This window comes from Emticicia soli, from assembly GCF_037860775.1.
GTDB classification, from domain to species: domain Bacteria; phylum Bacteroidota; class Bacteroidia; order Cytophagales; family Spirosomataceae; genus Emticicia; species Emticicia soli.
Genome location: NZ_JBBEWC010000005.1, coordinates 39,923 through 59,521, shown reverse-complemented (window position 1 = coordinate 59,521; position 19,599 = coordinate 39,923). Strand labels below are relative to the sequence as shown.

The following is a 19,599-nucleotide window of genomic DNA, read 5'->3' as shown; positions in this document are numbered from 1 at the left end:
GTTATTCAAGGGATTTTTTCGTTTTATAAGAAACTTAACTAAAGCGACTCTTACTTTGCTCCCGGAGGGCAGTATTGTTTCAGATAATTGGTAAACAGCGTGTTAAGGTGCATTCTTGTGCCTTGTCCTTCATAAATGCCATGTGCACGGTTCGGGTAAGGCATAAACTGAAACTGACGATTATGTTTAATCAATTCGTTGACTAATAGTTCTGCATTCTGATAATGCACGTTGTCATCGCCTGTACCATGAATATATAACAAATTTCCTTTTAGATTTTTGGCATAAGTGATTGGCGAGCCTTTGATGAAATCTTCCATATTTTCTTGTGGCAAACCCATATAACGCTCCTGATAGATGTTATCATAGCTTAACTGATTTCCAACAGCCGCTACCGATATACCTGTTTTATAGATTTCAGGAAACTGAAACATGAGGTTTAAAGTACATGACCCACCGCCGCTCCAGCCGTGTACTGCCACACGCTCGCTATCTACAAATGGCCATTGCAAGATTTTCTTTGCAGCCATTGCCTGGTCACGGGTGTTAAGAATCCCTACTTTTCGATAGATAGACTTTCTCCATTCTCTGCCTTTAGGCGCTGGTGTGCCACGATTATCGAGCGATAGATAGATGTAGCCATCTTCTGCCATATCGCCTCTGTAAAGGCCATTTCTGCCCACGCCAAAGCGGTCTATTACTGTTTGTGCGGCAGGTTCGCTATAGACAGTAAATACAATCGGGTATTTTTTCGATGGGTCAAAGTTTTTAGGTTTGGCCATCCAGCCATCCATTTCAACACCGTCTTCGGTAGTTACTCTGAAAAACTCAACATTCGAATTTTTCTTTTTCTCAGGGTCAATTTTCTTTGAAATATCATCTTTCGGATTCAGTGCCTGATGGTCGGGCAATGATACCCATTCAGTAGCCGGAATAGTGTAATAGTTTGAGAAACTATGGTACGCATATTTGCCATTCGGCGAAATCTGGTAATCGTGCGTTCCTTCTTCAATAGCCGGAGAAACTTTCTCAGCTTCGCCCGTTCCATCTAGTTTTGTTCTGTATAAATATTTTTGTGTGGCATTAGTAGGCGATGCTGTAAAATATACATAGCCTGTTGCTTCGTCTATTTGCTCAGGTGCTATTACATCAAAATTTCCTTTTGTGATAAGCGTTTCGTTTTTACCGTCTCTTGACACACGGAATAAGTGTCTCCAGCCATCTTTTTCGCTTACCCATATAAATTCTTTACCACCGCTTAGCCATTCCCATCCGGCCGGATTATCATCAGCCCAACGTGAGCGAATATCAACCCAAGCCTCGTCTGTTTCTTCATAAATGGTATTCACAGCCCCTGTTTTTGCATTGGCATACATCAGCTTGCTATGGTTTTGCTTGCGGTTCAATTGTTGTAAAATCAACTCATTTGCATTTCCTGCCCATTCCATACGAGGAATATAATTCTGGCGGCTATCGCCCGGCACTTTCATCCAGATAGTTTTGGCAGTAGCAATATCTACAACCCCTACTTTACAAGCCGATGGTGCTTCGCCTACCTTCGGATATTCTACAGGCACTACAAATGAGTAGGTAGAATCGGTATTGTTAATCATATAAAAATCCCTAATGGTATTAGCATCAATCTGCCAATAGGCAATTGTTTTGCTATCAGGACTCCAACGGAAACCGTCTCTGCAACCAAACTCTTCTTCATAAACCCAATCAAAGGTTCCGTTGATTAGTTTTTTAGTGCCATTGGTTGAGGTCAACACCTTTGGTTTGCCAGTGGCTAAATCTTCAACATATACATTATTTTTGCTCACATAGGCAGCTTTTTTACCATCAGGCGATATTTTAGCAAACATCAGCGAAGACTCAGGTAAAGAAGCGCCAAGTTTTTTTAGTGCTTTGGTGCTTAAATCTAACACCCAATAGTCGCCTCTGGTTTCGTAGCGCCATACACGCTTGGTGTTTGTAAAAATCAGTAATTTCTTCTGGTCGTCGGTAAAGCTGAAACTCTTAACAGCCAGCGGAGTAGTACTTCCTTTAGGCGTCAGTAAATCTTTATTTACTATTACATTTGCCAGTTGGGTAGTGAGGTCGAACTTTACGATTTGTTGTTGCTCGGCCGAGTAGTAGCCATTCCCATCTTTTGTCCATTTAGACGATTGCCCTGGTTGGGCAGTAGCACCTAAAGCCAGCAGTGTGGCATAAAGGCATAAGAATTTTTTAAACATAGTCTGATAAATGAAGATTGTCTGGTGTGTTTGTGGGTAAATGAGTGAAAATATTTTATCTGATAAAATCAGTGCAATTACCTAAAACTTTTGGACCGACCAAACAGATAGGTTTTAAAATTTAGTTCAGGATAATTAAACTGCTAATTTATCGGTTAAATCTTTATGCGCACCTCACCCATTATGGGTGAAATTAGCCATGAGTCCAACAAAATAAAACTACACAGGATTGTGCTAAATTATTTACGACTCGTGATTAATATACCCAAAAGTACAAGAACTCCGCCAATAATAGTAGGTATTGTGAGTTTTTCTCCTAAAAAACTGATAGCTATCAATACCGCAAAAACAGGAGTAAGATTACCAATAATTGCCGATTTTGTAACGCCAAGCAGACGAACGGCGTCATAATACCAGATAAATCCGAGGGCTGTTGCGGCGGCTCCCATATAAATTACAGCTACATAAGCCTGCCAGGTGGCAGCGGCCATGCGCTCGAAAAGTTGGTGCTGTAAAGCAGGGAAAAACAAGATAACACAACCAATAAATGCCGAGAAGGCACTCAACGTGAGTGCAGGCATAGCTTTAAGTGCCAGTTTGGCTGTGAGCGTGTAGGCAGTCCATGAAATTACTGCGCCTAAAATAAACCACTCCCCTATTCCCCAAGTGCTTTGAGCCAACAGATTACTGAAATCGCCCCTTACAATTACAAGCATGGCTCCGGCAATTGAGATAATGATGCCGAGCCACCGTAACAAGCTTACTTTTTCGCCAAAGAAAAGCGCACTGCCCAGCGTAATAGTAATTGGTGAAAAAGCGACTATGAGCGAAGCCCTGACGGTAGGCATATATTGAATACCTATAAAAAAACTGATATTGTATAAAACAACACCCAGAATGCCCGATATAGCAGCCCATTTCCATTGCTCAACGCTGATTTTTGGCAATTTATTTTCTTGCTTATAAAGCGTTAGCATCAGTAAAGTAGCACCTACAGTAAAGCGTAAAAAGGCGGTAGTATATGGCCCGAACGATTGCACAGCTATTTTTCCGGCTGCAAAATTAGACCCCCAGAAAAACACCGTTGCAATAAGTTTTAGATAAGTAAGACGCATGAATTTTTGGAATGAAAGAATAGTAGAAACGATACCCTACCTATTTAGATACAGTTTCAAAAACTAATTGGTTCGGTTTGGCAAAATTTTCTACACTTACCAAATGGGTGTGTATTTTATCTCACAATTTCATAGGTGTTTATGGCACTTTTCGTATAGGGAATAGTAATTGTATATGAGTAAGTATTAAATATTACATCTATGGATCCGAAAAAAGAATATTCCGACAAAAGTACAGATATGACCACGATGGTAACTATCTTGGAAAAATTAAGAAAGAAAGGAATTGACAAAGAATTCCGTTGGACAACTAAGGGTTTTTGTATTGCTGATTCGGAAAGGTGTTATGCACCAGACCAGTTGAAAATTATTAAAACCTATCGTTTTGAGGGAGAATCGAGCCCTTCTGAATCATCGATTATCTATATTATCGAATCTAATGATGACCACATAGGCTATGCTATAGATGCCTATGGCGCTTACAGCAATCATGAAGACGAAGTAGGCTATGATGATTTTATAAGAGAGATTCCGATAGTTGAAAAAGACGAAAGACTAATCTTTGAACCATGATTCAAGCATTTTTACTAATACGAAGGCAGGAGTAAATTTAGGAATTACTCCTGCCTTCGTTGCAAAGAAGCTGTTATGTGTTCTTGTTAATAACCTTTCTTAATCCTTTAATAATCTTCGTCCAGCCCTTTTGCGATTTCTTGTATCTCTCTTCTGCACCTTGCCCTTCTCCCACATCATCGGTAATCACCAGCGTAGTTTTACCATCTTCAAAAGTGAGCGTATCTGTTACTACCGAAAAACTCGACGAACCGTCTTTTGTGCTGGCATTATCTAAACTATATTTAAGCAGTTTTCCGGGTTCAATTGCAAGTATTGTCCCCTTCATTTCTATTTTCTTTATCAGGAAAATTCGCCCTACAAAAGTGATAGTACTGCCAACCTCCCAATCAGAAAAAACTTTGCAATGAAAAAAGTATTTCTTTGTTTTTTCTGGATTTGTCAAAGCGTCCCAGACTTCGGCAGGCGTTGCCCTTAACACTGTTTTTCGTCTCACTATAAATTCTTTCATATCCGTTATCATTTGGTCGTGAATCAGACTTTGTTGATTCATGCTAAAATAACGTGCCTGTGTAGGTGAATAAAAACATAGGCAAAACAAAAGAACTGTTGCGTTGTTACTAAATTTAGCCTATTTATTACACATTAAAGTTTCTACAATGGAAAGTTCTCACTTAGATATTCAATACATAAAAGCTCGTTACGCTAAAGCAAGAAATAGATTCAAGCCCAGACAAATAAGAATGGTATTTATTGTTGAAGGCCCGCCCGATAACCTTGACAGATATTTTTATTTTGAAGATGTAAAACAACATGATTCGCTTTTTTTAGAGATAATGGGTGTGCTTTATCCTGAACAAAAAAAGCAATACCTAGCCTCTCGCCGTGACACGTTTTTGAAAGAAGAACTTCTTGAGACTTTTAAAGAAGATGGCTATTGGTTATTAGATTTATCAGAGATTCCATGCAGTATTGAAGATGTTCCTCTCGAAAGTTATATCCCTTCTCTTATCGAACGGTTAGAAAAACAAATTGATAAGAACACACCAATTATCCTGATAAAAGCCAATGTTTATGACCTTTGCTACGAACTCCTCTCAGCAAAAGGCTACAACGTTTATAATGACAGAATTCCTTTCCCGGGAAGTGGACAACAGCGGGTGTTTAGGGAGAAGTTTGCTAGGGGGATGAAGAATTTCGATAGATAAGATTTAAAATAATGCATACAATTACCTTAAAAAGTTCATAGAAATAAATTTATGATCAATTATTAAAAAGACCTTTAGCAAACCTTCAACTAATACGAAATGTACCGTAAAATAACTTTTTTTGTTTAAAAAGATATTTCTTCCTTCATTTGATGAATATTATTTATAAAGTTTCGCAACATCATAATTTTCTTTAGTCAATTTAAATAACTTAAATCTCATAAATATATGTCTGGCGGCGGTCCTAGCGCACATTTTTCATCATCTGGAACAACTGATGAGTGTTCTAATTTACATTTAACTACAAAATTAGCTACTCCAAATCCTGACCTTATTGCTAATCTAGAAATTGGGATGATACTAGATGTAACTCTAAGTAACGGCAGTATAGTCGTTGTAACAGAGTTAGGCGAAATAGTAGGCTCTGTTATTGGTAGAGATTCTGTTAAGTTAAAAAACTGTATGGAAAATGGGTATAGCTTTAGTGCTGAAATATTAAATTTAAATGGAGGCAGTTGTGATGTTCTAATTAAATCTATTTGAGCTATGAATATAAATGTTATTGGTGGAACATACTTCGAAGAATGTTTTGAGCCTCGGTGGCGAGAAATATATGGTTCCGGCTTAAGGGGAGCATTAACTATTAATAACCTTGATAGTTCCGTCGATATTGATTTCTATACATTTGGTGACACTGAGATAACTGAACATTTAAATTATCTAAAATTTATCTTCAAAAAGATAAAAAGTCATCCATTCCATATTTCAGAGTCTATAACATTCAAATATGACCATCCATTATCTGAACCTTTAATATATCCTAGACTAGATACAATTAATAAACAAAATAATCAGCTTTTTGTGGAAAAGGATAATATAGTTTTATACGGAACTATAGAAGGACACGTAACTGTAAAAGGTAATAAAGTTGTCTACGATCCTCAATCTCCAGTTAATCCATCCTCGTTTAAGGATATGGGTAACAAAGCAGATAGGTTAGTAATAATTACTAATATGTCAGAAGCTAAAGCTTATACTAAAAAACAAGACTTGCTCGATATAAAGAATTTTTTCTTTACTCATGAATCAGCTGAAGCGATAATAATTAAAGATGGACCAAGAGGTGCCTATGTATTTACAGATAAAGGACTAGAAACAGTTGTTCCTGCATATAAAACGAGTAATGTTTGGTCTATTGGATCTGGAGATGTATTTACTGCGGCTTTTGCTTATCATTGGATAGTTAAACTAAACTCTATAGAAGAAGCGGCGTTTAAGGCATCTTATAATACTGCACAATACTGTAGTTCAAAAGAGCTAAATTTTCGCGAAAAAGCTAATAATATCAATATCAAAGAAATAAAATTTAAAGAAACAAATGATTTGAAAATTTATTTAGCAGGGCCCTTCTTTACTTTCCCTCAAAGATGGCTTATACAACAATTTAGAGAAGCATTACTGAGTATGGGAGGGAATGTTTTTTCTCCCATGCATGATGTTGGATACGGTTTACCAGAATATGTCGTTCCTTTAGATATTGAAGCAATCAATACTTCTAATCTAATGGTTGCAATAGTAGATGGATTAGATTCAGGGACTTTATTTGAAATTGGATATGCTAGAGCAAAAAATATTCCTGTTGTAGCATATGTTCAAAATGAAACACCGGAAGCATTAACTATGCTTCAAGGCACCAATTGTATAATATTTAGTGATTTTACAACTTCCATTTATAATGCTATTTGGCAGCTAATTTCTAATGATTAAAGGCCTTCTATTATCTGGAGGAATTGACTCCATTGCACTAGCATTTTGGTTAAGACCACAATATGCGTTTACCATTGATTATGGACAGAAAGCAGCTATTTCAGAAATGAAAGCAAGTGCAGAAATATGCAAAATATTAAACATAGTTCATGTGCCTATTATTGTAGATTGTAGTTTACTAGGATCCGGGGATTTAGCAAATAAAAGCCCCACTAATCATGCTCCTTCTTCTGAATGGTGGCCATTTCGTAATCAGTTATTGATTACTTTAGCAGGGATGAAATCTATAGATTTTGGTATTAATGAATTAATATTAGGGTCTGTAAAAAATGACAGTTTTCATTTAGATGGAACTCTACCATTTTATACTCATATAAACTCTCTGATGGAATTGCAGGAAGGAAATATAAAAATAAATGTCCCTGGTATTAATCTCTCTACAATAGAGTTAGTTACATTAAGTAAAGTCCCTATTGAAATTTTAGGTTGGGCACACTCATGTCATAAATCTAATACTCCTTGCGGTAATTGTAACGGATGCAATAAATATATATATACGATGCAATCATTAGGATTTGACTAAACATAAAAGATTTTTTATGTTTAGTCAAATCCTAGGAAGATTTTAATATAAAAAACCCTTCAAATATCGCTATTTGAAGGTTTTTTATACTTTCTGTGACCGCGTAGGGATTCAAACCCCAAACCTTCTCATCCGTAGTGAGACGCTCTATTCAGTTGAGCTACGCAGCCTTGTTCCCGAATTGGGACTGCAAAGGTAGCAGTTCACTTTGTATTTGTCAAGTACTTTTTTACTTTTTTAATTCATTTGTTGTTTTTAGGTCAATATTCTTGAAATAGTCATATATTTTCAAGATAATAGCCAAAGCAACTGTAATTTCTGCCGCTGCAATCACCATTACAAACAAAGCAAACATTTGTCCTTGCAAACGATTAGGGTCATATTGGCTAAAAGCTATCAGATTTAAATTAACTGCATTGAGCATTAATTCAATCCCCATTAGTACCAATATCGCATTACGCTTGGTAACAGCTACTGCCAAACCTATCGAAAACAACAAAGCACCAATAATAAGATAGTTCTGAACGTATATCATTAAATTAATTTTAATCGTGAATCATAAATTGAGCCCCTCTGCCCACATCTCCATCCCTACTAGGCTTTTTCTTTCTTTGCTATGTAAGCGGCACCTATCAAGGCAGCCAATAATAACAAACCTATTATTTCAAAGGCAAAAACATAATCTGTCATTAAACCTATACCTAGCTTCTGCACGGTTGTGCCTTGGTGAATTTCTTTACCAACCAAATGGAAATTAGCCGTAAAAATTACTTTCAGAAAACCCAGGAACAACAACACCGCCACAATAGCAACCCAAAACCGATTATGATGGCTCACCAGAATTTTATTCAGTTGGTCAGACCTTTGCTGGTCTTTTTTCTTGTTGGTAAGCATGATTCCGAAAATCATCAGAATCAGAACACCTCCTACATAAATCATGATCTGGCTCACTGCCAAAAAATCGGCTCCGGCAAAAACATATAAACCAGCTACACCCAAAAGCGTAACCAACAAACTAAAGGCAGCATACAATACATTTCTTGTAAAAAGCAGATAAATTGCTCCGCTAATAGTAATAAAAGCAAATGTAAAAAACGCAATTTGCAACACTAATTGCTGGTCGATATTTTTCAATAAGTCTTCGATATGCACTACTCTGATTTTTTAGGTTGAATTTTCATTGTCGGTTTGAAAACTGGCTTTGGTTTTGGTGCTTCTTCTTCCGCTTTCGCTTCTTTTACGTCCTCTGCCGCTACATCTTCAACTGGTTTGGCAGGCACTTTAAACACAGGCTTAAACGACGCTCTAGGCTTCGGTGCTTCTTCTTCTACCTTTTCTTCTTTTGGTTCTTCCTCAGCAGGCGCTACCGCCTCAACTGGTTTGGTAGGCGCTTTAAATACAGGTTTAAACGAGGCTCTAAGCTTCGGTGCTTCTTCTACCTTTTCTTCCTTCGCTTCTTCCTCAGCAGGCGCTACGGCCTCAACTGATTTGGCTGGTGATTTGAATACAGGTTTGAATGAAGCTCTTGGTTTAGCTTCCTCGGCTGGTTTATCTGTATTTTCTTCCTTCGTTTCCTCTGGTGCTATATTCTCAACTGGTTTTGGTGCAGTTTTGAATACTGGCTTGAACGAAGTTTTCGGTTTAATCTCTTCTTCGGCAGTTTTTTCTTCTTTTACTTCTTCTGGTGCTACATTCTCAACTGGCTTCGGCGCTGTTTTCATTACAGGTTTAAAAACAGGTTTTGGCCTAGGCGCTTCCTCTGCTGTTTTCTCTTCTGCTTTGGGTGTTTCGGCATCCTGAGGCTTGGCTGTTTTCATTACAGGTTTGAAAACAGGTTTTGGCTTAGGTGCCTCTTCTGCTGTTTTTTCCTCTTTTACAGCTTCCGGCTCTGTTGATACAGGTTTTGCAACAGGCTTAAACGCTGGCTTAAATGCAGGTTTTGTAGTACCCGTTTCTGTACTTGGCGCAGCAGGTGCTTTCGGAGCAGCTTTTGCGGCTTCTTTTTCTGCCACAAATTGTTCGTATAGTTTTCGTTTTTCATCTGCTTGCTGCGGTGAAAGGTTCGAAAACTCGAAGTTCATTTGTGTAATATCAACTACGCTGAAATCATACTCATTGGTCATGGTAAGGCATTCTGTCGGGCAAACGCTTGTACATAGCCCACAGAAACAACACTTAGCCATGTCGATATCAAACTTGGCGGCATATAAACGGATAGGCGAGCCATCAGATGCATAGCTGATGATTTCAGAAGACTTAATCGGCTCAATATCAATACAATCAACCGGACAAATCTTTGCGCATTTATCACACACAATACAATCGTCTATCTCACAATCAAGCTGGTATCGGCCGTTATCTGGTACTTGTATAGATTCATGCGGAAACTGAAGTGTTACAATTCCGGTATCTTGTACGAAGTAGTCCGGGTTTTGTACCGAAATGGGAGTTCTGCTTTGGCGGGCATTCCAGAAGTGCCGGAATGTCAGGCTCATGCCTTTTACAGTTGTTTTTATCCCAAGTCTTATATCTTTAAAATATCCCATTACAATATCCAATCATTAGCGCCTCATTACGCAGGTGCTCAGGTTAATCCATTTGCAAATATATACCCAAATTTGCCATTTAATCTTTAAAACCCTAATTTTGAAAAAAAGATTTGCTCAACAAGGGTTCTGAGGCTGATATTCTGAAAAGATTTAGCTATTACAGCCTTTAACCCGCTTATATCATATACCTTAAAGGATAACAACCTTTCAATAATGCGACAATTATTTACACTCACACTAGAGCCCGAAATAGCGCTCGACGATGCAGCCTTACGCCAATTTCTACTAACGCAGGCTTCTTTACCCAATTCTACCGACGAGGTTTTTATTCAGAAACTACGCCAATCTATCGATGCCCGTAACAGACAGGTGAAGGTTAATCTGGAAGTAGAATTATATGTAGGCGAAAAACCTGCTCCGGTGATGGAGTTTGAGAAGAATTATGCTGATGTAAGCAAAAATAAGCAGGCTATTGTAGTAGGTGCCGGCCCTGCCGGGTTATTTGCCGCTTTGCGCCTGATTGAATTAGGCATTAAGCCTATTGTATTAGAAAGAGGTAAAGATGTACAAGCCCGCCGAAGAGATTTATCTGCCATCAATCAAGACCATGTTGTGAATCCTGACTCAAACTATTGTTTTGGCGAAGGTGGCGCAGGTACTTATTCTGATGGAAAACTATATACCCGCTCGAAAAAACGAGGCGATGTGAGACGGATTCTGGAGATACTTGTAGCACATGGTTCTACTCCTCAGATATTGGTCGATGCGCACCCACATATAGGCACCAACAAATTGCCGAACGTAGTGGCCGACCTTAGAAAAAGTATTCTGGAAGCAGGTGGAGAAATTCATTTTAATACCAAAGTTACCGATTTGACGATTACTAATAATCAGATAAAAGGCGTAACTACTGCCGACGGACAAACCTTTGCGGGTATAGGTGTAATTTTGGCTACGGGTCATTCGGCAAGAGATATTTTTGAGCTACTGTTTCAGAAAAACATATTCTTGGAAGCCAAGCCATTTGCAATGGGTGTGCGTATAGAACACCCGCAATCGTTGATAGACCAACACCAATACCACCGCCCTGAAAGGGGTATTTTGCCTGCTGCGGCTTATAGCCTGGTGGCGCAAACGAATTATAAAAATGTACAACGGGGTGTTTTTAGTTTTTGTATGTGTCCGGGTGGTTTTATAGTTCCTGCGGCAACAGATGAGGGAGAATTAGTTGTAAATGGGATGTCGCCCAACAGACGAGATTCTAAATATGCAAACTCGGGTATTGTAGTAGCCATTAACGAGGCCGATTGGCAGAAAAACAAAAGTGCAGGACCATTGGCAGGTTTAGAACTACAAAAAGAGGTTGAGCAAAAGGCGTTTCAGTATGCTTTAAAAAGCCGACAATTTGCAATGATGAATCAAGAGAAAAATAAAGATGCAGATTCTCAGCATTGCCAGTTAGCCCCTGCGCAAAGATTACAAGATTTCTTGAACGGGAAAATTTCTTCGGCTTTAAACCCGACTTCTTACCAACCCGGGCTTACTTCGTTAGATATGGCAGAAGTGCTGCCTGATATCATTGCCCGACCGCTACAGGAGGGTTTCCGACAGTTTGGAAAAATGATAAAAGGCTATGTAACCAATGAGGCACAACTGATTGGTATTGAGAGCAGAACCTCGTCGCCTGTCCGAATTCCGCGAGATAAAGAGAGCCTTGAACATTTGCAAATAAAGGGACTTTTCCCCTGTGGTGAAGGTGCAGGTTTTGCAGGCGGAATTGTGTCGGCAGCGATGGATGGCGAAAGATGTGCAGAACAACTTGCCAGACTTTACGCAAATTGAGGGTGAATTATAAAGTTTTTTGTTTAAATTGCAAAAACTATATATTAACCTAACGACTATTTTACACCGTGAATTTCGCTGACTTCATCAGTAAACTCTCCCATCAATTAAACAATCATTCCCTACCCGGGCATGATGAAATTGTACGGAAGATGTCACCTAATCGAATGCGACAAAAAGGTGAACCTAACGAAACTACCCGTAGAAGTGGGGTACTAATTTTGTTTTATCCGAAAGGTGAAGACATTTACCTGCCGCTTATTCTGAGGCCGCAATATGATGGTGTGCACGGTGGGCAAATGGCTTTCCCGGGTGGTAGAGCTGAACTAAAAGACAAGGGTATTCAGGATACAGCCTTAAGAGAAGCACAGGAGGAAATAGGCATTAAGGCATCAGATGTAAAAATCCTGGGGAATCTTACCGAGTTATATATTAACCCATCGAATCTTCTTTGTCAGCCTGTATTAGGCTATATTAATTATCGACCAGATTTTTATCCTGACGAGCGTGAAGTTGCGGCTATACTAGAAGTTCCGCTATCAGAATTCGGCAAGCCGGAAACCATACAAACCCGATTTGTAGAAGCCCGAGGATTCAGATTTGAAACGCCCGGCTTTATTGTACAAGAACAGATTGTATGGGGTGCTACGGCTATGATGGTTGCGGAATTAATGGAGATAATTAAGGGAATAGAATAAACAATATAAGAAACGAGAGTTATTAATCCTCTCGTTTCTTGTTTATAGCAATTTTAATATTCCTTTGATTTGCAATTCGCGATTTGCAAATCGCGAATTATTTAATAAGAATTATGAAAACATAATGATATACGCCCATACGATATAGCTATTCTTAGGGCCAATATTGCAATTTCAAAGATTTTTAGATATTTTAATAATCAGCGACTGTTTAAATTTTCCATATTTTCCTATTCAAATAATCGTCTCCAAATGCGATAAGTATGCAATCAGGATCTAAATTTAAGCCTTTCAGTCTTGATTGATTTTTCTTAAAAGCTTCATCAATCATTCCACCAATTACCTTTAATTTTTCTTTGTCATTTAAAAAATATTCCTCGTCAAATCGGCTATCAGGTTTATTTGGAATTGAAAAAACTGAAAAATTTTCTCTAAAAATAGAATTTTTACTATTGTACGAGTCATAATTTCTATCTAAACCGTCAAGCTCCTCTTTTAAACGATTTTCCTCATGTAAGTTACCTTCACTTTGATAATGTTTTATGCTACTCTCTATCAATGATGTTTGCCTTTTCAACTCGTCGTCTGATGATTGTTTATCTTCAAACAAAAGTGAACATTCATAATTAGAAATTACAAATTTGATATTATATATTGGAAGTTTATCCGTGATTGCTTTTACATGAGTAATTGCATTTTCAAATAGAGTTTCTATCTCATAGTTGAGTAAATCATAATTAAAACTTTTTACGTTTTCTCTCTCGTCCCGGTCTGAAAAAAGACAAGCTAATACATTATGACTACTTGACATATCGTGCTCTTGAATCTCCATGAAGAAAGGTCTTGCACATAAGGTTGTAAATTTAGATGCATAAAAAATCTCTCTTATGGCTTGTCCAAGTATTAAGCTATTAACCATGTAATAAGTCTCTAATACAGATTCTCTTTCTGAAGAAAAATTATAATCATTTCTAAGTTCTTCAGGCATTTCTTCAAATATCACAAGCGGCTTAAATGTTTTTAACGTTATTTCACCACTTGCTTCAAAATTCTCCATTACTTCATAATGAGAATACAACCCATATTCATCGGTCTGACTATCTGAAGATATACCATACGCCTCGGCACTAGTATCTTCATCATAATAAGGGTAAGAATGTTCAAAAAAAACACAACCTATCTTTTCATTCCTATCTTTTAAGCTGGCTCCATATTTTTCATACCAATATTGAAAGTTCTCATTCATTTCTTTTTTAAAATGGCCAACTAGAGCTATTAAATCTAACTTTAATATTTCATCAGCAACCTTAATTGTTAATGGATAAGAGAGAGTATCTCTGAGGTTTTTATAATAGGATTGTATTCGTTCTTCTAATGTAAACATCGGTTTTATGATATTTTTTTTCAGACAAGCTGAATTTTAAAATAAGGTTGGTTACTTAATAGAGTAGATTTAAACTTTGAGGGAGGTACTGGTTACTTAAATTATTAAGCAATTAAATCCATAATTTAATGTACACTCATTTTACAGAATTGACCGATACCCATCACAGCGCTAAAACGAAGGCAAGTTATTGAAGAAATTTTAAATGAACCTAGAAAACAGAAACATAATTTGCGGGAAATAATTAATGGGATTTTAGAAGTATTGCACACAGCGACACAGTGGAAAATCTAAATCCACTACTTTATCATGACAAACAATTTATTACTACTTTCGAAAGTAAAAAGAGAGAAAAAAGATAAAGTAAAAAGAAATACTTGGTTTATTATCTGTAGGTCGTCGATGCGATTGATAGTCAATATGTTAAATCTGCCCTATTTTGTTTGGAAGGGAAAGATATTAATGGCAAGGCCAAGTATATATAGGTAATAGTTTATAGTGCTAGTATTCATGATAGAGTAACAGCTCATCTATTAGTAGAACATTATTTAGAATATCTGGAGCGAATGTAAAACATATTAGTGGAATAGGCTTAGAAAAAGATATTTTACCAGTAGGTACAAGATAATATCCTTTGTAAAAAACGAGAGGCATTAATCCTCTCGCTTTTCTTTGCGGTTGGCATCGGCCATTCGTACTATTTTTGGCGTAAATTTAGCTAATACATCTACAAGTTCTGTCTGAGACGCAATAACGGTTTCTATGTTTTTATAAACCATTGGCGCCTCGTCTAAATCGCCACCTATCAGATGTACACCTTTTTCTTCGAGTACTTTCTTCATAGCGCTTTGGGTAATTGAGTTAAGCGCTTTTGTACGAGACATCAATCGCCCTGCTCCATGAGAAGCAGAATTTAATGAATCAGGCTCGCCTTTCCCTCGTACCACAAAACCCGGTTCGGTCATTGAGCCCGGAATAATCCCTAAGTCGTTACGGCCTGCCGGCGTAGCGCCTTTTCTGTGTACGATTACTTCTGTTCCGTCAGCCAATGCCTCTTTCCATGCAAAATTGTGGTGATTTTCAACTATTTTGATAGGATATTCACCTAAGACTTTAGCTATTTTCTGATGAATCTCGTGATGATTAGCTGAAGCATAGTCTCCAGCCAGATTCATGGCAATCCAATACTCTTGTCCTTCTTGGTTATTCATATCCAACCATGCCAGATGCGCTGCTTCTTTAGGAAGTTTTGTTCTTTGCATAGCCAGTTTAGAGTAATAATCGGCTACTGCCCCACCAAAGCCACGAGAGCCTGAATGTGATAATAAAGCCAGATATTCACCCTTTGGTATGCCTAGTAAATCATCGTCGGCCAATACTTCTACTATTCCCCACTCTACAAAGTGGTTACCCGTGCCCGAGCTACCTAATTGTCGGTAAGCCTTATCTTTCAAGTCACGGATTATCTTCGTGGCTGTCCATTCGGGTTTATCCATCACGCTTTCATCAAACTTACGAGCTGTTTCGCCGCCCATACCAAACTTAGTATTTTCACTCAAAGTTCGCTGCAAAAGATGTGGCTGACGCTTGAAGAAATCGCTTCTAATATCAAAAATAGACAAGCACATACGGCAGGCAATGTCTACGCCTACGGCATAAGGTATTACCGTGTTATTGGTAGTAGCCAATACGCCTCCAATTGGCAGGCCATAGCCTTGGTGGGCATCTGGCATTAATGCCCCCGCCACAGCAATAGGCAAGCTTAAAGCATTTTCCATTTGCTTTAAAGCGCCCGGCTCAATATGCTCAGCACCATAAATCTGATAAGGTAAAGGATTTTCCCTTAAGTTGAAAGCCACAGTTGCTTGCTTGGCCTTTTCGTCCATTACATATACAGGCAACTCAGGTGGTAAAAACGCTTTACCTGCTTCTGTGAGTTCTACTTTTTTGCCTTGTTTTCCTAGCTCAAAAATTTCTTTGGCAAGGTTGGTAACTTTATTTTTTGAATAGGCAAATTTCTTAGGATTATCGAGCATCTGCGCAAAAAGCGTTAGTATTCTTTCTTTCGGATACTCTGCTTTCTGATGCAAACCATTGGCTATTCTTAAGAGCTTACCATGTAAATGTTCTGGTATATCGCCCAGTGTTAATATTTCTTCTAACAAAACTGTTGTTTCCATTTATATTTAATGTTTGTTGGGGGCAGAAATTTCTGCCCCTAGTTTTTCACAAATATCTGCTTCAATTGGTCGAGAATCTGACCATTGCCTGAAACTGTAATGTTGTTGATTTTGTCGGCGATTTTCTCGACATACTCCATCTCTTTCAGTTTCCACAAGGTTTCGTTTTCTTCCATCAATTTAGCAGTATTCAGCAAGCTACGCATCGAAGCGGTTTCTTCTCTACGCATAATAATGTTGGCCTGTGCTTTTTTCTCAGCCATTAATACCTGATTCATAATATCTTTCATGTCGCCAGGTAAGATAATATCACGGATACCACAACCTTTGATTTCGATTCCTAAAACCGCTAATTTGTCAGCAGCGCTTTTCAGTACGAAATCTACAATACCCTCTTTTTTATCCAAGAGTTCATCAAGCGTTAATCCGCCAATGTACTCTCTTAAAGCCAACTGCAATAAAACATATACTTGTTTTTCGTAGTCTTTGTTTTCGTACATGGCTTTTACAATATCGGTGATTCGATACTGAATGAAGGCATTCAGACGTAAATTGGCTTTATCTTTAGTCAGAATCTCTTGTCCTGAGATCTCCAGTTGCAACTGACGCATATCAGCCTTAGCTACTTGTATGCTGATGCTGTTTTTCCACCAGTAATAAGTACCTCCGTCCAGAATGCGTACAAACTTTCCGTCAACAATCAGCACACCTTTTTCGTAAGATTCTACTGTGTAGCTTCTTACATAAGCTGTTAATTTAGTGCTGATTAACTGCATGCTGATAGGCTCAGTAATTTCTATTTTACTTAAATCAATTGAAGTATAAGTATAATTTCTGATACCTTTCAAGAAAGCATATTTACCCGGAACAAATACTGTTCTGAAACGATTATCTTCAAACTGAACCACAATTTCATTGTCTTTTACCTCTATTACTTCCAGAGCAGCTTGCATCTCAGGGTGTTGTAATAGGGTATTCAATTCAATAGGTGCAGCAAAGGCATTGCCTTTTTCATAAATGAAAATTTGTTCGTTTCCCCAGAACCAGTAAGAACCTTCGTCAAGCAATTGCTTGAAAGCTTTGTTTTTCAGAACCAACGCTACTTGGTTGGCATTTACTCTTATATTTCTCATGATTGTAATAATTACTTTGTTAAAAAATCAGTCTTACGCTGTCCGATTCATTGAAACGGAAATCAGATTAAGATAAACTTCAATCATCGGTTCGGTATCCTTGGCTTATGCTATAATTAAGGCTTTTGTCTCTCGTAACCACGAGACATCTACCTTATATTATATATAGGCTGTTGGTACCGAAGCAATCATCTCTATTTAGCGGTATCCTCCTTTTTGCTAGTCTGGACTGAACTGTGTTTTGCTTCTGCAAGAAAAACACCCGAATAGTTTCAGACTGATTAACTTGTTTGTCTAAATATGGAGTGGAAGTCCATTGCGTTTAACCAGTTTCGCCACAAGCCCTCACGAGCCCGGCAGGATTCGAACCTGCATTTTTTCTGTTATTCTAACCAACTGAACTATTTTAGTATTACCTAAAAGAGGGATTCGAACCCTCGGCCAACAGATAAAGTAATAGAAAACATCATTGACAGCATATTGGTAGCTACTGCTCCAACACTATGGGGCTATATGGAAACCCTCATCAAGGTTCAATGACAATCTCTATTGCGGAACATACGAGGATCGAACTCGTGCTACTACCGTGACAGGGTAGCGTGATAACCATTTCACTAATGTTCCGAATTTACTCTATACTTCTATCGCCGAACATACGAGAGTGGAGCGCCACCCCGGTCGAACTCGTGCTACTACCGTGACAGGGTAGCGTGATAACCATTTCACTATGTTCCGAAGTGAAACTTTCCGAGCCCGGATACCAAACCCGGAAAGTGATTATTACTCTAAATTTCAATTTTATTAATTTCTCTGATAGCGTTACTTCCTTCTTCAATAGCTGCCAGAATATCAAATATTTTATCTGACCATCCGGCAATCAGGAATACAGAACCATCACTTACCATATTGATTGGTGTGTTTCCATAACCAACCAAATCGAACAGATACAAACGAGCATCAGGTGCTATTTTTTTGTATTCGTTCCAAGCCTGGTCGATTGGATTTCCACCATGACTATTCCATAGCTGACAATCTGTAAAAATCATGATTTTATCGACTACTTTTTTACGGTTAATCAAATCCTGAATTACCAGATGTCCATTTGTTGAATACCCTACTTCACCAGCACGACGATAAAACTGTGCAACGTTTGCAAGAATGTTGTTTTTAGGCACATTGATTATTTTCCATGTGTCTCCAAACATACCTGTTACTACATCTTCACAACGGTTTTGCAGCAACATAGCCAATACTAAACCTATATCGAAGTTCATAACTGTACTATTCTTAGAGATTGGCCCCTGCATTGAACCTGATACATCGGCAGCTATTACTACTCTTGTATTGGCATCAAAACCACGGATATTGGCGGCTGAATGCTGAACAGCAGTTTCTAATGCACTTAAAATATTACTCACACGGCCGCTATGCATTTTTGATACTTCCCGGTAAGCCGACAAGAAACGGAACGGAAACTGTTTTGCATTAGCCACAGCACGGGCATTACCTAAAGTAGCACATACTTTCTCTATAGCTTCTTGTTTTACATTGGCTTCGATAATGTTACGCAGGTTACGTAACATAGCCATATAGCCTAGTTTTCCGTCAAGAATCAATTGCTCCCATGCCTCTGTTTTGGCATCTAGTTTATCTGTTTCTGAGTCAAAATCTCCTTTGCCAACGGCCGACAATGTGGTTTCCCATGTTTGTGCGGTAGCCAGTTCGTCTTTAGCAATTTTGTTAAAAATTACTTGTTGTGCTTCGTCTTTTGCTTTTGGGTGAACCAAAAACAAGGCATCACGCAATTTTACATCTGTACCGGCACGGTTATATTTGCTGAACTGGTATTCATCAAATTTATTGAAAGCCTCTGCCAAACCTTTCTGAATCTGTTTCGACAAACGGTTCAGTTTTTTGGTGTCTTTACGCTCATTAGCCATCTGGTAGCAAGCCAATAATTCTGTGATTTCGTCGGCACGTTGTACCACCCGATTTACAGTACGGCTTACCAGATTATCCCCCTTATGTTTTTTTGCTAACTCGGTAAGCAATATTAATGGCATTGAGCGCAAATACATTTTTTCACGGGCATACACAGCAAGTTTTGCTACAAATTGTGCATCATTCTTATGAATAAGTTGGTGAATACGTGTCAGACGTTCATAAGCTTTCTGATAAGTATTGTCTGATAGCGTGCTTGTTACAACAGTTGTGTATAGTTCCACAGCAGGGCTAAGTGTATATGCTTTTGCTCCCTGGTGGTTTACTGTTGTATTTTTTGCACGATTCAAAATGTTGAATTTCATAGTTTTAAAAATTTTGTTTGAATA

Annotated in this window: 17 protein-coding genes and 2 tRNA genes; 7 read left to right on the top strand and 12 right to left on the bottom strand. The window is 38.2% G+C overall.

Translation table 11 applies throughout. From position 1 onward, the window contains the following. Positions 1-50: 50 nt before the first annotated feature. The gene (locus WAE64_RS08165; protein ID WP_340235769.1) at positions 51-2,237 is read right to left on the bottom strand and encodes a S9 family peptidase; all 2,187 of its coding nucleotides are present in this window, start codon (positions 2,235-2,237) and stop codon (positions 51-53) included. Positions 2,238-2,476: 239 nt separating this feature from the next. Continuing rightward, positions 2,477-3,352: a DMT family transporter gene (locus WAE64_RS08160; RefSeq protein ID WP_340235768.1), complete on the bottom strand. Its 876-nt coding sequence runs from the start codon at positions 3,350-3,352 to the stop codon at positions 2,477-2,479. 201 nt (positions 3,353-3,553) lie between these two features. Between WAE64_RS08160 and WAE64_RS08155 the strand changes: the two genes are divergently transcribed. Further along, positions 3,554-3,925, top strand: coding sequence for a hypothetical protein (locus WAE64_RS08155; RefSeq protein WP_340235767.1), 372 nt, complete (start codon positions 3,554-3,556; stop codon positions 3,923-3,925). Between the two features lie 73 nt (positions 3,926-3,998). On the opposite strand, the gene WAE64_RS08150 is transcribed toward WAE64_RS08155, so the two are convergent. Continuing rightward, complete coding sequence (locus WAE64_RS08150; RefSeq protein WP_340235766.1) at positions 3,999-4,436, bottom strand: SRPBCC family protein; 438 nt, start codon at positions 4,434-4,436, stop codon at positions 3,999-4,001. A 148-nt stretch (positions 4,437-4,584) separates the two neighbouring features. Between WAE64_RS08150 and WAE64_RS08145 the strand changes: the two genes are divergently transcribed. From WAE64_RS08145 to WAE64_RS08130, 4 genes are all read left to right on the top strand, one after another. Continuing rightward, positions 4,585-5,133: a hypothetical protein gene (locus tag WAE64_RS08145; RefSeq protein ID WP_340235765.1), complete on the top strand. Its 549-nt coding sequence runs from the start codon at positions 4,585-4,587 to the stop codon at positions 5,131-5,133. Positions 5,134-5,361: 228 nt separating this feature from the next. Further along, the gene (locus WAE64_RS08140; RefSeq protein ID WP_340235764.1) at positions 5,362-5,676 is read left to right on the top strand and encodes a hypothetical protein; all 315 of its coding nucleotides are present in this window, start codon (positions 5,362-5,364) and stop codon (positions 5,674-5,676) included. Positions 5,677-5,679: 3 nt separating this feature from the next. Then, positions 5,680-6,900, top strand: a complete 1,221-nt coding sequence (locus WAE64_RS08135) for a PfkB family carbohydrate kinase (protein ID WP_340235763.1) — start codon at positions 5,680-5,682, stop codon at positions 6,898-6,900. Beyond that, positions 6,893-7,483: a 7-cyano-7-deazaguanine synthase gene (locus WAE64_RS08130; RefSeq protein WP_340235762.1), complete on the top strand. Its 591-nt coding sequence runs from the start codon at positions 6,893-6,895 to the stop codon at positions 7,481-7,483. The genes WAE64_RS08135 and WAE64_RS08130 overlap by 8 nt, the downstream gene beginning before the upstream one ends. Positions 7,484-7,579: 96 nt before the next feature. Here WAE64_RS08130 and WAE64_RS08125 read toward each other — a convergent pair. The 4 genes from WAE64_RS08125 to WAE64_RS08110 form a co-directional block, all read right to left on the bottom strand. After that, positions 7,580-7,653: transfer RNA gene (locus WAE64_RS08125), tRNA-Arg, on the bottom strand. 59 nt (positions 7,654-7,712) lie between these two features. Further along, positions 7,713-8,018, bottom strand: coding sequence for an NADH-quinone oxidoreductase subunit NuoK (nuoK, locus tag WAE64_RS08120; RefSeq protein ID WP_340235761.1), 306 nt, complete (start codon positions 8,016-8,018; stop codon positions 7,713-7,715). A gap of 59 nt (positions 8,019-8,077) precedes the next feature. Beyond that, entirely contained in the window at positions 8,078-8,635 is a 558-nt protein-coding gene (locus WAE64_RS08115; protein WP_340235760.1) for an NADH-quinone oxidoreductase subunit J family protein, read from the bottom strand. Beyond that, positions 8,635-10,029 carry a 4Fe-4S dicluster domain-containing protein gene (locus WAE64_RS08110; RefSeq protein WP_340235759.1) on the bottom strand — a complete coding sequence of 465 codons (1,395 nt, stop codon included), beginning with the start codon at positions 10,027-10,029 and terminating at the stop codon, positions 8,635-8,637. The genes WAE64_RS08115 and WAE64_RS08110 overlap by 1 nt, the downstream gene beginning before the upstream one ends. Before the next feature lie 216 nt (positions 10,030-10,245). Here WAE64_RS08110 and WAE64_RS08105 point away from each other — a divergent pair, with 216 nt between their 5' ends. Both WAE64_RS08105 and WAE64_RS08100 read left to right on the top strand, forming a co-directional pair. After that, positions 10,246-11,874, top strand: coding sequence for an NAD(P)/FAD-dependent oxidoreductase (locus WAE64_RS08105; RefSeq protein ID WP_340235758.1), 1,629 nt, complete (start codon positions 10,246-10,248; stop codon positions 11,872-11,874). A gap of 152 nt (positions 11,875-12,026) precedes the next feature. Continuing rightward, complete coding sequence (locus WAE64_RS08100) at positions 12,027-12,572, top strand: NUDIX hydrolase (protein WP_340235757.1); 546 nt, start codon at positions 12,027-12,029, stop codon at positions 12,570-12,572. Positions 12,573-12,783: 211 nt separating this feature from the next. Here the strand turns inward: WAE64_RS08100 and WAE64_RS08095 are convergent, their stop codons facing one another. The 5 genes from WAE64_RS08095 to WAE64_RS08075 form a co-directional block, all read right to left on the bottom strand. Then, positions 12,784-13,956 (bottom strand): hypothetical protein, encoded by a 1,173-nt coding sequence (locus tag WAE64_RS08095; protein WP_340235756.1) that lies wholly within the window; start codon positions 13,954-13,956, stop codon positions 12,784-12,786. Positions 13,957-14,609: 653 nt separating this feature from the next. Continuing rightward, on the bottom strand, positions 14,610-16,136 hold the full coding sequence (locus WAE64_RS08090; protein WP_340235755.1) for an RtcB family protein: 1,527 nt from the start codon (positions 16,134-16,136) through the stop codon (positions 14,610-14,612). Between the two features lie 38 nt (positions 16,137-16,174). Beyond that, positions 16,175-17,269 (bottom strand): slipin family protein, encoded by a 1,095-nt coding sequence (locus WAE64_RS08085; protein ID WP_340235754.1) that lies wholly within the window; start codon positions 17,267-17,269, stop codon positions 16,175-16,177. Positions 17,270-17,821: 552 nt separating this feature from the next. Beyond that, positions 17,822-17,893: transfer RNA gene (locus tag WAE64_RS08080), tRNA-Asp, on the bottom strand. Between the two features lie 161 nt (positions 17,894-18,054). After that, on the bottom strand, positions 18,055-19,575 hold the full coding sequence (locus WAE64_RS08075) for a TROVE domain-containing protein (RefSeq protein WP_340235753.1): 1,521 nt from the start codon (positions 19,573-19,575) through the stop codon (positions 18,055-18,057). Between the last annotated feature and the right edge of the window lie 24 nt (positions 19,576-19,599).

What these genes read in the sequence shown, in the direction of transcription:
- WAE64_RS08130 (WP_340235762.1), top strand. Translation starts at nt 6,893, where the DNA reads ATGATTAAAGGCCTTCTATTATCTGGAGGAATTGACTCCATTGCACTA.
- WAE64_RS08100 (WP_340235757.1), top strand. Translation starts at nt 12,027, where the DNA reads ATGTCACCTAATCGAATGCGACAAAAAGGTGAACCTAACGAAACTACC.
- nuoK (WP_340235761.1), bottom strand. Translation starts at nt 8,018, where the DNA reads ATGATATACGTTCAGAACTATCTTATTATTGGTGCTTTGTTGTTTTCG.
- WAE64_RS08140 (WP_340235764.1), top strand. Translation starts at nt 5,362, where the DNA reads ATGTCTGGCGGCGGTCCTAGCGCACATTTTTCATCATCTGGAACAACT.
- WAE64_RS08155 (WP_340235767.1), top strand. Translation starts at nt 3,554, where the DNA reads ATGGATCCGAAAAAAGAATATTCCGACAAAAGTACAGATATGACCACG.
- WAE64_RS08105 (WP_340235758.1), top strand. Translation starts at nt 10,246, where the DNA reads ATGCGACAATTATTTACACTCACACTAGAGCCCGAAATAGCGCTCGAC.
- WAE64_RS08145 (WP_340235765.1), top strand. Translation starts at nt 4,585, where the DNA reads ATGGAAAGTTCTCACTTAGATATTCAATACATAAAAGCTCGTTACGCT.
- WAE64_RS08150 (WP_340235766.1), bottom strand. Translation starts at nt 4,436, where the DNA reads ATGAAAGAATTTATAGTGAGACGAAAAACAGTGTTAAGGGCAACGCCT.
- WAE64_RS08085 (WP_340235754.1), bottom strand. Translation starts at nt 17,269, where the DNA reads ATGAGAAATATAAGAGTAAATGCCAACCAAGTAGCGTTGGTTCTGAAA.
- WAE64_RS08165 (WP_340235769.1), bottom strand. Translation starts at nt 2,237, where the DNA reads ATGTTTAAAAAATTCTTATGCCTTTATGCCACACTGCTGGCTTTAGGT.
- WAE64_RS08075 (WP_340235753.1), bottom strand. Translation starts at nt 19,575, where the DNA reads ATGAAATTCAACATTTTGAATCGTGCAAAAAATACAACAGTAAACCAC.
- WAE64_RS08090 (WP_340235755.1), bottom strand. Translation starts at nt 16,136, where the DNA reads ATGGAAACAACAGTTTTGTTAGAAGAAATATTAACACTGGGCGATATA.
- WAE64_RS08110 (WP_340235759.1), bottom strand. Translation starts at nt 10,029, where the DNA reads ATGGGATATTTTAAAGATATAAGACTTGGGATAAAAACAACTGTAAAA.
- WAE64_RS08160 (WP_340235768.1), bottom strand. Translation starts at nt 3,352, where the DNA reads ATGCGTCTTACTTATCTAAAACTTATTGCAACGGTGTTTTTCTGGGGG.
- WAE64_RS08095 (WP_340235756.1), bottom strand. Translation starts at nt 13,956, where the DNA reads ATGTTTACATTAGAAGAACGAATACAATCCTATTATAAAAACCTCAGA.
- WAE64_RS08135 (WP_340235763.1), top strand. Translation starts at nt 5,680, where the DNA reads ATGAATATAAATGTTATTGGTGGAACATACTTCGAAGAATGTTTTGAG.